The sequence below is a fragment of the Psychrobacter celer genome (assembly GCF_016107555.1).
Taxonomy (GTDB): Bacteria; Pseudomonadota; Gammaproteobacteria; order Pseudomonadales; family Moraxellaceae; genus Psychrobacter; species Psychrobacter celer.
The window spans coordinates 1-13,904 of the sequence record NZ_JABASU010000004.1; the positions used below are offsets into that span (position 1 = coordinate 1).

5 protein-coding genes are annotated in these 13,904 nt (G+C 43.9%); 4 read left to right on the top strand and 1 reads right to left on the bottom strand.

The features are described from left to right. Positions 1 to 7,834, top strand: a 7,834-nt coding sequence (locus JFC05_RS03240; protein ID WP_198335753.1) for a VCBS domain-containing protein, incomplete at its 5' end; no start/stop codon positions are given. Positions 7,835 to 7,905: 71 nt separating this feature from the next. On the opposite strand, the gene JFC05_RS03245 is transcribed toward JFC05_RS03240, so the two are convergent. Further along, complete coding sequence (locus tag JFC05_RS03245) at positions 7,906 to 8,658, bottom strand: hypothetical protein (RefSeq protein ID WP_198335754.1); 753 nt, start codon at positions 8,656 to 8,658, stop codon at positions 7,906 to 7,908. A 274-nt stretch (positions 8,659 to 8,932) separates the two neighbouring features. On the opposite strand from JFC05_RS03245, the gene JFC05_RS03250 reads away from it, so the two are divergent. The 3 genes from JFC05_RS03250 to JFC05_RS03260 are packed head-to-tail and all read left to right on the top strand — an operon-like array spanning position 8,933 to position 13,844. Beyond that, complete coding sequence (locus JFC05_RS03250) at positions 8,933 to 10,351, top strand: TolC family protein (RefSeq protein WP_198335755.1); 1,419 nt, start codon at positions 8,933 to 8,935, stop codon at positions 10,349 to 10,351. 12 nt (positions 10,352 to 10,363) lie between these two features. Next, a complete protein-coding gene (locus JFC05_RS03255) occupies positions 10,364 to 12,682 on the top strand; it encodes a type I secretion system permease/ATPase (protein ID WP_198335756.1) in 2,319 nt (772 codons plus the stop codon). After that, on the top strand, positions 12,675 to 13,844 hold the full coding sequence (locus JFC05_RS03260) for an HlyD family type I secretion periplasmic adaptor subunit (RefSeq protein ID WP_198335757.1): 1,170 nt from the start codon (positions 12,675 to 12,677) through the stop codon (positions 13,842 to 13,844). The genes JFC05_RS03255 and JFC05_RS03260 overlap by 8 nt, the downstream gene beginning before the upstream one ends. The last annotated feature ends 60 nt before the right edge of the window (positions 13,845 to 13,904 follow it).

Sequence of the window (13,904 nt, forward strand, 5' to 3'; positions counted from 1 at the left end):
TGGCATTGTTGAGATTGGTCAAGCATCTGACACTGGTACCATTTATGATGAAGACGCTGCAGACGGAACACCGCAAGAAGGCGACAAACCGACCGTCAGCGTTGGCGATGCAAGCGTCACCGAAGGCGGCGACTTAGTGCATCAAGTCACCGTTAATGGTGCGACAACGCAGGCGGACGTCACTTATGAGTTTAGTTTAACCCCAAGTGGTAGCAACCCTGCCACCGAAGGTACTGGTAATGACTACCTCAACAATCCCGTCTTTAGTAATCCAAACATCGTGTATGATCCAGTAGCAGGCACCATCACCGTTCCAGCGGGGGTCACCGACTTTAGTGTCAGCTACCCGACACTCAATGACAGTATCCTTGAGAACGATGAGACCACCACGATTACCATTGGTAATGACAGTGGCACCGGTACGATTATCGACAACGATACCGCACCGACACTAACCGTAAATGACAACAGCGTTACCGAAGCAACTGGCGATACCGTTTCAGGCAGTTTTAATATCACTGACCCACAAAGTGTTACTGCACTGACTGTCAGTGGTCAAGATGTCACTCTAGCAACCTCTGGCAATCCTATCACTATTAACGGTAGTGCAGGCAAGCTAGAGATTACAGGCTATATTGTCAATACAATTACAAAAACTGCTGTATTAACTTACAAATATACAGAAAACGGCAATGCAGAAGATCATAGGGCTGGTGCGGTATTTGATCAGTTTGACGTGGTATTAACCAACACCATTGGCGATACTATTAATGACACCTTAGATATTGAAATCATCGACACCGCACCGACTGCTAATGATGACAAAAACACCATTAGCGAAGAAACAGATATCGTTTCAGGCAACGTGCTTACGTCAACGGGTGCCGCGACAGATGATGTGGCTGATGATCTAGGTGCTGATAATTCAATAACAGCAACTACGGTAACAGCAGTGGATGGTAACACTGGTGCAATTGGAAGCGTTACACAAGGTCAATACGGTGAACTAACGCTCAATGCGAATGGTGAATATACTTATGATGTTGATAATACTGCTATACAGTATTTGGCACTAGGTGAAAGTTTAACAGAAACCTTTGAGTATACGATCACTGATGCTGACGGTAGTACTGATACTGCCAAGCTCACTATCACCATCACAGGTACTAATGATCAACCAACCATCACTGCTGACAGTAATGGCAATATTGCAAATATAACTTTCGTCGAGCAGACAGATGACTCAGTGATTACTCAAAGTGGCATTATTGCTTTTAGTGATATTGATACCAGTGATACCCTCACATTGAGCTACGCAAAATCTCAAAATATCTATGGTAATATTAACAACATACCGCTGACAACTGATCAAAAGGCAGCATTAGAAGGTATATTCTCAGTTGCTCAAGCAACCAATAACAATGGCGCTTGGAACATTAATGCTCCCTCTACTAAACTGGACTTCCTCCCCGAAGGCGAAACTATCACCATCCGTTATGCCGTACAAGTCAATGATAACAAGGGTGTTATTACAGAAGCGAATGGCAACGAAATCAGCAAAAGTGAAATCCGTTATGTAGAAGTTACGATCACGGGTACTAATGATGGTATATCGTTAAAAAATGATAAAAAGACAGTAAACGAAGACAGTGCAACATCAACAGGCAATATCTTTACTAACGATACTAATGATCCAGATGTTGGTGAAAGCCTAGTTGTCGAGAGTTATGACGTTTTAGGTGTGACAGATATAGCACCTGGTACGACAACCACATTAATACCAGATGGCATTAATACTATTGGTACGATCACTGTTAATGCCAATGGTAGTTATAGCTTTAAACCAGCGGCTAACTATAGTGGTGAAGCACCAACTATCACCGCCAACGTCTCTAATGGCTTACCAATCGGAGACCCTAATCGCTCCGCTGGATCTGAAACCCTAACCATCACCGTCAACCCAGCATCTGATGCACCTGGCCTAATTGGTAAAAATACCATTGACACAGATGAAGACACCACAGTAGCGCTAGGATCACAAGCGCGTATAACTGCAGGACTATCAGGAGGACTATCAGCACCGACAATTACAGACAATACAGATCTTGATACCTCAAGTACCAGTAATGATACTCCTGAGCGTATTGGACTGGTGAGCTTAACGGGTTTCCGTGCGGGTACAGTGCTAGATTATGGTGGTGCAAACCCTGTGACTATTACTAGTAATAACCAAACGGTTAGAATTGAGCTTAGCAATGTAAGTACAGTGAACAACCCACCGGGTAAAAACTCAAGCACTATCACCATGACCAAAGAGCAGTTTGAGTCAATGAAGCTCACACCGCCAAAAGATGATGCTACCAACATGAGCATCAAAATGGCGGTGACAGAGTATGAAGTAAATAGTGGTGGTACTATATTGACAGGAGTTGCTGGAAAACCTGCTAGCACTACCGTTATTGTTGATGTCCAAGCCGTCACTGATACCAGTGGTAATAACCAAAGTGGCGACGACTTTAGCGAGTTTGGCATTGATTCAAACTATACCATTACGCCTGATGATGGTATTACCTCAATTACTGGTAATAATGTAATCGCTAATGTTGCTGAAGGCAGTACCGTTTCCTTGCCAATCTCCACCGCCTTCGGTGATTTGGTCTATAGTAATGACAGTAACAGAGAAACCTATGGTTTTGTTATTGAGGGTCTGGCTCCAGGTACTGTAATCGAGTTTACCCCAGCTGGTGGTGGTGCAGTACAAGAGTTTACTGCCAATAGTAGCGGTCAAGTATTGATCGGCATTGATTCGGCTACACCTACTGAAACCACCTTGCTAGTTGATGGCGGATCAACGCCGCAGATTAGTATCAAAACGAATGATCATAATTCTCTTGATATGAATAACATTAAAGTATCTTTATATACTCAGGATCATGATTCTGATTCAAGTGGTGTGATTGTACCTGAGCTGATAGATACAGTTGAAGTAGACTTAACCGTCACTCCAGTTGCTGGTCAAGTGACTGCTAATGACGCTAGCACTAAAGAGGACACTGCTGTCACCCTTGATAAGTTTGGCTTTAAAGTGCTGGATGATAAGAATGGCGCTGGTGCAGAAATCATCACCGAGATTAAGTTTGAATTACCAGCGGGTTGGACGTTTGAAGATACTACTGGTGTTGCAATCATAACTGGCAGTACCATAACCATTAATATGACTGATCCATCAGCGGATCTAAGTCAAATGACAGTCACTCCACCACCTCATTCATCTAAAGATGCTGATATTACCTTTACAGTGACCAGCCAAGACACTGATGACGATGGTGGTAACACCGTTACAGGTACAGCAGAATTAACCCAAAAAGTAACAGTTACTCCAGTCGCTGAAAAAGTTGTTGACGATAATGGTGACGTAGTAGACAGTGACGGCGATGGTAGACCTGACCTAACTATTAATCCAGATAAAACTTATACGACTAACGCAAAAGAAGATACTGCTTTTGATCTTAATACCGATGGGTTTGACCTAAGAAGTTATTGGGAAAACCAAGACCCCTATGAACAAACTTTCGCCCTTATGACCTTTGGTTATAATGATGCAAATGGTTTCCAATCGGTTGAAGGGGCAGTATTTAAGTACAATGACGGAACAAAGGATATTAAGTTAACCGACAACGGTGAAGGCGTTGAGATTCCTGTGGAGTACCTAAATACCGTCACCGTAACCCCACCGCAAGACTATAGCGACTACAACCTTGCCAGTGGTGCCGAGACAGCAGTAAAAGTCGAGGCCAAAACCGTCGATATTGACGAAGATGCTGGCGATAATACCGTAAGTGAAGCCATCAGTGGCGAAAGTTACCTAACATTTGAATTTGATGTAAAAGGCGTAGCCGATCCAGCAACCTTAGCGGTTGATCCTGCTAGGGGTTTTGAAGATCAGGCGATAACCGGTGGTAATAATCGTGATACTGCTGCGGATATGAGAGCTGAATCTGAAGGAGGGGATGTCATTCCTAACGCTGGCATCCCACTCAATATCCGTCCAAGTTCGCGTGATAATGACGGCTCTGAGACGTATGATGTCACTATATCGGATATACCAGCAGGTGTGCAGCTGTATCAAGATAACAATGGTACAGTAACACTGTTAGATACCAGCAGTGGTTCAGTCACTATAGCTGATTATACCAATATGGTAGATAACTTATACTTTGTCCCACCCGAGAACTTTAGTGGCACTGTGCCTCTCAAGGTTCAAGCGAAGAGTATTGAGAGCGATGGTGATGAATCAGATTTCTTCCCAGCAGGTACCCTAACTGATCCAGCATTGACACTACCAGTTAAAGTCATTGGCAAGGCAGATCTAATAACCAATGATGACTTAGCAAAAGAGACCGCCACTATCAATGGTAAGGACTATACTTATGTCACTGACGAGGCGACGCTAGATGGTACAGGTAACCATCAGATTGCCTTATCTAGCCTATTCAAGGATGTTGCGGATATCGAGGCTTATGATGGTGACAGCCCAGCTGCTGAGCAAGTTATTTATCGGGTTGAAAACTTACCTGCTGGTTTTAACTTAACTGGTGCAGGGGTCACTTTCTTAGGTGGCAGTGGTTCTGATCGAGTATGGTCAGTGACCCTAGAGGCGCTACAGAAAAATACTGCACAGTTAAAGACACCAGATAACTTCGCTGGTGAAATTAACTTTACCATCACGGGTACCACTACAGAGAAGGTATCTGGTGATAGTGTCACCCACAATCAGCAAAACGTCTCTATTCTAGTAACACCCGATGCTGCTGATAGCACGATAAGCAATCCTCAAGTCGTTGCCACTGAAGATTTGTGGGCGACTATTGACTTTGAATCAACCTTTACAACCACAGATCAAGGCGGTTTAACTGAAGGTCAAGAAGTGCTTGAGAGTATCACGCTATCAGCAACTGATCTAATGGCTAAAGACGTCATATTACGTGTTGACGGTACTGAAGTGGACTTAACAACTAACCCACCACCAACTTTGACATTTACGCCCGATCAGACAATCGAGATTATGTACGATGACGATAAACGTCATAGCGATGATGATGTCAGCATAGACTTTGACTACACTTATACTGACACCGCTAAATTGATTGATAATTCAGAGATTAAGGAGTCCACTTCAGGTAGTGCTACTGTTAATGTGACCTTCCAAGCGGTTACTGATCAGCCGAGTATGATTTTGAATGTAAACGATGGCACTATTGATAACAGCGGTACGGATAATACTGCTTCTGTCACCGTATCACTATCGTCACCTGACCAAGATGGCTCAGAGAGCTTTACTCGCCTAGAAGTTACTGATGTTCCTGAGGGTCTGAATGTAGTGGGTGGTATCTTATCAGATGGTATCTGGTACGTTGATGTGCCTAATAACCCAGCCATCACTACCACAGCGCCGACTTATGAATTAGTGCTTGAGCGTAATGACAGCACGGTCAATATACCCAAAGGGTCTTTCACTATTAAAGTGACGGGTATTACACAAGATATTAATGGTCAAGGTAGTGACGGTAGCGAAGCGCGTGTAGAAGGAAGCTTTGATGTTATTTTAGATAGAACGGGCGGTGGTGATGCGCCTGTCAAGCCTGACTTAATAGATAGCTTTACTAGTAAGGCAGAAATACCAGCACAGTTAGAGGATACTGGTTTTACTCTTGGCGATATATTAGATGCGACTCTGAATCCTGTGACCGCTGATACTGTCGACTCTTATACTTTCTCATTGACTGATCTGCCAGCAGGCACTGTATTAGAGAGTACCAACCCAGCGGTGAGTGTGCAGCAGATTGGCGGTAAATGGATCATCAGTGTTGATGATGCCAGCCTTAGTCCAGAAGCCGCCCTTGATCAGGTAATGGTCAAGCCGCCTCAGGACTTTAGCACCAATATGACAGATGGTAGCCAAGATCTTACCTTTAATGCCAACTTTACCGTCTTGGATAAAGATGGTGGCGAGGAACGAGTGCAGGTTGACGACGTCAAGGTTGAGATCAAGCCAGTTACGGATCCGATAGACAATGATGGTAAAACCACGATAGTTGATACGGATGAGGACACCAAAGTAGAAATTGAGATCGACTTAACCAACACGGCTGACGGTAATAATGTTGAGATTATTAATGATAAGCTGTATCTGCAGCTGGATGAGTCTGGTCTAACGACTGATAATGGCACTAGCGGAAAACTAACGGATGATAATGGTAACGACTTGACGCTTGTAACATTGGCAGATGGTGACGTTGCTGATATTCCAGCTGGTGATTATTATATCGTAGATGTAGGCACGCCTATTTTTTATGAACCTGCCGAAAATGAAGACGGCACGGCAACAGTTGATGTCTATGCCGCTCATAAAGAGAGTCATAATATCAGCGGACATGACAGTGGTACAAAGACTTATAAGCACAGTTATGACGTCACAGTCGAGTCGCAGCCAGACAATCTAAGTATTACTGATAAGAGTGATCAATCAAAAACCACTGCTAGCGGTAATGAAGATACTATGATTGCTATCGACTATAAGATTGCGACTATCGATAAAGACAATACTGATGCCGCTACTGCCATCACCTTAGACAATATCCCTAATGGTTATCTGGTCTACTATACCGATACTAATGGCGATCCCGTCTTGGCAAGTAACAATGGTAATTCTGGCGGTAATAACTCATGGTCTATTGACGCCTCCAAACTGGGTAACGTCAACAGTGGCGCAGCAGGTGAAACGCCTAATATATTCATTATGCCCCCTGAAAATATCAGCGGTGAAGTAACTGGTATCGAGATGAAGGTGGTTAATGACAGCGGTATGATTAGTGATCCTCTAGTGATTGATCTCGATGTGACCCCAGTCGCTGATGGGGTAACTGCTAATCCTTCTACTATTCTTGGTAGTCAGGGTAAGTGGACCACGCTTAACCTAAACGCAGTTATGCAAGACACGGATGGTAGTGAGACCGTTAATATGGTTATCACTGATGATGGCGTTAGCTTAACCGATGATGTCTTACGCTTTAGGGTGAAGAGTACAGGTGAAATGTTGACTGCCGTGTGGGATGATAGTACTAATAGCTATACCATAACTGGTATCACCCCTGAGCAAATAAATGACTTACAAATTCAGTCTTCTGTACCGCTAAAAGGTGATTTGGACTTTGCGCTTAGCACTACCGATACTGTAGGGGCTATGACGGATACGTCTGGCGTTTATACAGATAACAATGGTAAATTACCGTCTATATCTGTCGATATTGCTTTTAGCAAAACCTTTGTAGGTACAGCAGAGAATGATATCGTTGATGCCTCTGGACAGTCTGTAGCTGTGAATTATAAAGGCGGCGCTGGTGATGACACCTTAATCGGAGGTAGCGGTAATGACTTCCTCGATGGTGGCACTGGTGTCAATACGCTGAAAGGTGGTGCAGGTAACGATAAAATTGTATTCTCTGTAGATAACCTATTGATGGATGGTGGTGACGGCATAGATACCTTGTTAGTAGATACTAGTATTGACTTTAGCAGCGTGATTGATAACATGGAAGTCATAGAACTGGGTGTTGGCGCGCAGTCATTGACTAACCTTACTACCAGTGATGTCATTGAGATGACCGATAGTAACAATGAGCTGTTTATCAATGGCGACAATGCTGATAGTGTCTCTTTAACAGCGGATTTTGAAAAACAGCAAACGTCTGATGAGACCGGATATGCTCAGTATCAGAGCACTATAGATCCATCGGTGACTCTATATGTCGATACTGATATTACCGTGATATAATTGCTATCTTTTCTAGATAATGTTGATGTAAACAAAAAAGCCATACTTGTGATGGCTTTTTTGTTACGTATTTAGTTGTTTTTTGACTTGTCTAATGAGGTAATAGGGGAGATGGGATAATCAGGTGTCGTCATCTCATCAGCGGGGCTGGCAAGTATAGGCGGCTCTATAGGCTGGTTGGCTTGTTGCGCATCGATTTGCTGTTGATTGCGTTGCTTGACCTCATTAATGAGCTTGGAGAGTTGTTCGCTGTCTTTGTCAATATCTGCATTTAGCTGCTGAGTTTCTTGGGTTTGCTGCAGTCGATATCCAGACAGATTTTGTTGCTCACCATTGACAGCTCTGTTATTGATAGTCGTCACTGAAAGATCATCATTGTCCTCGCTATCCTTGCTCAAAGAGGCTCTGCGGCTTGTCTCTATAACAGACGGCTCTTGTGACGAAGGGGGTTTTTGGGGTGGTGTATGCTCTTGCGGTTTATGGTTTTGGGTCGCAGTATTGTTGTTCGATACGGGGGCTGCTGATGCGGTAGGTTCTGTATTTGCGCTCACTTTAGCGGTAAAAACCTCTGTATCATCAACTGTGACCTGATCAACCGCTATTTGATCAATTGTGATTTTAGTGTCTTCTGCTATCATAGGTTTGCTGGTAATAGGCTGGTTTTTATTTATTAAGGCTTGCGATTCAGACGTTTTTTTGTGGTCGAATACGGTAAAGTAGACAACGATTGCTAGCAAAACATGCAGTAATAGAGCCAATACGATGGTTAGGATTGGCTGATCTTTTGGTTTGCTCGTTGGCGTAGGCGCTGAAGGGTGAGGCATAGGGTAATCCATATGTTGACGCTGAGGGCTCAAAACTTTTTAATAAACGCTTCAATACGTCTTTAATCATTGATAATCATCACGATGAACTTTGTTATTATCTAAAAAACAATAGCAGCAAAGAAGCCATAATATCATGTTGCACTTTTATTTTTATCCCGATCAGTCCCAAGCAATGATCAAAAAGCCAATGTTTAAAAGGTGCTTTATCATAAAAAAACTACGTCATAGCTTATCACCTTTGGTATCGACAACCGCAATAGGTATGTTACTGATGACGCTATCAAGTGCGGCATTTGCCAATGCTGATACGCATATTAATACATTGATTGACCAAGCGATTGAAACCCATCCTCTCGTTGGTTCGGCACGTGCTGAGCAGCAGGCGACGACAGAGAGTATCCGTGCTGCCAAGCTCAACTTGCTACCAGCACCGACATTGTCATCAGGCTATGATCGTGACGATGGCATGGTCTCTCGGTTTCAGCTACGGCAGTCATTATGGACGGGTGGCAAGCTTACTGCCAACGTCAATCAAGCACTTTTTGATGATAAAGCAGCCACAGAGTATATTTACGAGCAACAGAATCAAGTCGCTAAAACCACCATTGAGGCATGGCAAAGCTATATCACTGCTGTGTCTAAGCAGCAAGTCTATTATGATAATCTGCAACTGTTGATAGAGTTTGAGGAAATGATGCAGCGCCGAGTCAATCAAGGTGTATCGGCGCGTATCGAGATGGATTTAGTAACCAATCGCATCTTACAAGAGCAAAACTCGTATCAAGCAGCAGTAGAGCAGCAGCGTATTGCTATCGCTCGATTAGAGCAAATCACTGGCCGTAAGCTGTCAGCAGCTGATCTGCCAGTGCCGAATATTGGTGAGCTTGTCAGCTATGCCAAAGGCTACTCTCAAACCTTTGAAAAAATGGCATTCGATCAGGCCAGCTTTTATAATCCTACTGTGGTAAAAGGGCACTATCAAGTTGAAGCGGCTAAGCAAGAAGTTAAGTCATTACAGGCGGCGCGTTATCCGACTTTTTATGCACAGTACGAATACGACTACTATCATGATGAAAATAGAAACAACAATCAGAATAATAGTGAAGGTGAGTTTTCGGTAGGCTTAAGCTATGATCCAGGAGCAGGCCTATCTAATTTGGCACTAGCCCGGGCATCAGCCTCACGAGTAAACAGCCTTTCACAGTCAAAAGAAGCGTCAAGACGACAAGTGCTTGAGACCATTCAAACTCAATATCAGCAGTTTGCTAGTGCTAAGGATCAAGAGCGCTCTTTGATCGCAGCAGTCGCAGGCGCACAGATTGTGGTGAGCTCTTATCGCCGCCAGTTTATCGCTGGACGCAAGTCTTGGCTTGAGGTGCTCAATGCGGTGCGCGAGCATTCTCAATATCAGGCGCAGTTAGTTGAGACACGAACGTCTATTATTGCAGCGTATTATAAACTGCAAGTTGATTTTGGCATGATGCCATGGCAGAAGTTTGATCAAAGTCGTCAGCTAGACCCGCTGTTCCGCCCACTAGATCCCGTCAAAAACTGGTTTATTCGTCAAGATGCTGCTAGGCAGGTGCCCGATCAGGCAGTTATTGAGGCAGTCGTATTGCAATCAGATCATGTCGCCAAGCCCAAGAGTGCGACAGGGGTAAACACTTATCCCCTCCCAGTAAACCAGTAGGATATATGTATCATGAGTACCCCTTTTTCAGCTTCTGATGAGGCCAAAGCCGATGATGAATCACCAAATGACGCTGCAAAAAATACCGCCGCCCAGCTATCGATACCTACTGCTGATGAGCAATTGAGTGAACAAGCAACACAATTGGCCACTGCGTTACGTACTTTACTTACCCAGCAAGGCTATCCTGTAGATAATGTCCGTCTCCATGGCGTGCTGCATCAACAAATGGAGCTGACGACTCTATCTAGTGTTGTTAAGGTACTGGAGCAATTAGGGGTTGAGCAACTGCCAGAGGCATTACCCATGCCAGATGCAGCTTTTCTACCTTTACTGGCTTTACATCCTACACAAGGCTGGGGTGTGATTGAACAGCAAACACCACAAGCGCTGTGGCAGTTTCGTCAAGCTGAGCATGTGAGTATCCATCCAAGTGATGCTTTTACTCAGCTATTGCGAATACGATTAGAGGGCGAGCCTAGTAAGCGTAAACGGTTAAGCTTTGATCAGATTCTAAAAAAAGACCTCAAAAACTACCGTGGCATTATTGTAGAGGCAGTTGTTGCCTCATTTTTAATCAATATGTTGGCGCTTGCCGTATCGCTGTTTTCGATGCAGGTCTATGATCGTGTGATTCCAACTCGTAGCGAATACACTTTGATTATTTTAGCGAGTGGGGTAGGTCTGGTCATCTTATTTGAAACTTTTATGAAGTTTGCCCGCTCCAAGATTATGGACAAAGTGGTGGTCAATCTCGACCAGTATTTATCACGTGAGGTTTTTCAGCGTCTATTAGGCGTGCGCATCGATCAGATGCCAGGGTCTGTGGGGTCTATGGCGGCGCAGCTGCGTGGATATGAGCAGGTTCGCAGTTTTTATACAGCAAGTACGTTGTTTGGCTTGGTCGATATACCGATGGCGATCATATTTGTAACCCTTATTATTATTATTGGTAATCCATTAGTCGCTTTAGTACCTATTGTTGCCGCCGTGGTGGCGATTGTACTAGGTCTTGGTGCACGCAAAAAAATCGACAGTATCGCCGCTGTGGGCGCGCAAGCCTCTTATCGCAAGACAGGTATCTTAGTAGAGACGGTAGAGGGCGTTGAAACGATTAAGGCCGGATCAGGCAACTGGAAGTTTTTGTCACGCTGGCTTGATGTGATGAACATCACCACCAAAAATGATTTGGATATGAAGCATGCCAATGACAACCTAAGTTACTTGTCACAGATGATACAACAGGTCAGCTATGTCGGTATTGTGATTGTGGGTTCTTTTGTAGTGATGTCAGGAGATATGACCATGGGTGGCTTGATCGCTTGCTCAATCTTAGGCGGTCGTATTTTAGCACCAGTGATGGGTATTCCTAATCTATTGGTACAGCACTCCCATGCCAAAGCTGCCAAACTTAATATAGAGCAGTTGTTCTCACTAGAGCAAGACAATCACGGTGTCAGTCACCCGTTATCGCCCAGTCATATCTCAGGTAATTTTGACTTAGAAAAAGTGATATTCAACTACCAAAATAATGATCAGCCCGCTTTAGCTATCAGTAGGCTACAGATTAAAGCAGGCGAGCGTATTGCTGTTTTAGGACCTATTGGTTCTGGCAAATCAACCCTATTAAAAGTATTGTCTGGATTATATGCGCCCACACAGGGCAGGGTATTGTTAGACGGGCTTGACATGCAGCAGATCAGTCGTGAGTCTTTGAGTGCGCAAGTGGGCTACCTACAACAGGATCATCGCCTTTTTGAGGGCACGCTACGAGAAAACCTATTGATCGGCTTACCAGCGCCTAGCGATGACGTTATGTATGATGCGTTGGTCAAGACGGGACTGATTAGACTAGTTGCCAGCCACTCTAGTGGTTTAGATCTGCCTATTAGTGAAGGAGGCAAGGGATTATCAGGAGGACAAAAACAGTTGGTTGCTTTTACACGCTTAGTATTAACCAAGCCTTCGGTGGTATTGATGGACGAGCCAACCTCCTCTATGGATAATCGGCAGGAAGCACAGTGTATCGATGTGTTGCATAAGCATTTTGGAGAAGATCATACTTTAATCGTGGCCACTCACAAAATGCCACTGCTGCAATTGGTTGATCGCATCATCATTATGGACAATCAAAAAATCGTGATGGATGGGCCAAAATCAAAAGTGCTGGCCCAATTACAAAGCAATGAAGAGCGAAAACCTGCTCATAAAACCGCAGTAAAGGTCAGCCAACCAAAAACTCGTGTTATCAGTAAAAAAACCTCAAGTATTGAAGTGAAAGCTGATGATCAGTCTGATAAAGATGATAATGTGGGGCAAGCCAATGAATAATTACCAACATAAGTCTTATGATCCTAAAGTTGGACGTACCCGTATCATTATTTGGGGCGCTCTATTCGGTATCATTGTATTAGTTATTTGGGCTTATTTTGCAAAAATAGATCAGGTGACTCGAGCCACAGCAACTGTTATCGCTAGTGCTCGTACACAAGACATTCAAGCGGTTGAGGGTGGCGTATTGACTGATATCTTAGTCAAAGAAGGTGAAGACGTCACTAAAGGGCAACTGGTTGTTACCTTAGAAGAAGAGCGGGCACAAGCGGCAGTCGCCAATGCAAGCTCTAAAATAGCAGCCCTAAAAGCCAAGCTGGCTCGACTTGAAGCTGAAATATATGAGCGACCATTAACGTTTCCAGATGATATTTTGCAGTATGATGAATATATAAACAATCAAACGCAACTGTACAATCGCCGCCGCCGTGCTATCGAGCAGGATGTTAGTTCTTTACGAAAAATGATGGTATTGGCAAATCAAGAGCTGAGTATGAACGAGCCTTTACTTGCTCATGGAGATGTCAGTCAGGCTGATGTAATTAAGCTCCGTCGGCAAGTGGCAGAAATACAGGCGCAAATCACCAACAAACGCAATAAATACTTTGAAGAAGCGCAGTCGGAAATGACCAAGGCGCAAGAGGAACTCAATACTGAGCTTGAGCAGCTGCGCGACTACTCGCAAGTATTGCAAGAAAAAAACCTATATGCCCCAACCGATGGTAAGGTAAATAACATCCTTATTACCACTATTGGCGGGGTCGTAAAGCCTGGTGAGATTATTATGGAAATATTGCCAACCAGTAGCGATCTCATCGTTGAGGCCAAGATTAGCCCAATGGATATTGCTTATGTGAAAGAAGGTCAGGTGGCTACTGTCAAGCTGGATGCCTATGATTATTCTATATTTGGTGCTATGAATGGCAATGTGGTTTATATCAGTCCCGATACTCTGATGGAGCAAACACCGAAAGGTGAAGAGCCGTATTATCGAGCGCAAATCAAAATTACGGGCGCCGAGTTTGAAGACCACCGTGACGAAATAGTCATTAAACCAGGTATGACAGCCTCAGTCGATATCAAAGCCAAAGAACGCTCGGTGCTGTCCTATATTACCAAGCCTATCACCAAAACATTCTCTGAAGGGTTAGGTGAGCGTTAAGACTTGTATAAAGCTTTAAGCAGATGCGTTTACCATATATCTGCTATATTTTATTGATAG

Excerpts from the sequence above, each read along its gene's own strand:
- JFC05_RS03260 (WP_198335757.1), top strand. The coding sequence starts at position 12,675 with ATGAATAATTACCAACATAAGTCTTATGATCCTAAAGTTGGACGTACC.
- JFC05_RS03245 (WP_198335754.1), bottom strand. The coding sequence starts at position 8,658 with ATGCCTCACCCTTCAGCGCCTACGCCAACGAGCAAACCAAAAGATCAG.
- JFC05_RS03255 (WP_198335756.1), top strand. The coding sequence starts at position 10,364 with ATGAGTACCCCTTTTTCAGCTTCTGATGAGGCCAAAGCCGATGATGAA.
- JFC05_RS03250 (WP_198335755.1), top strand. The coding sequence starts at position 8,933 with ATGACGCTATCAAGTGCGGCATTTGCCAATGCTGATACGCATATTAAT.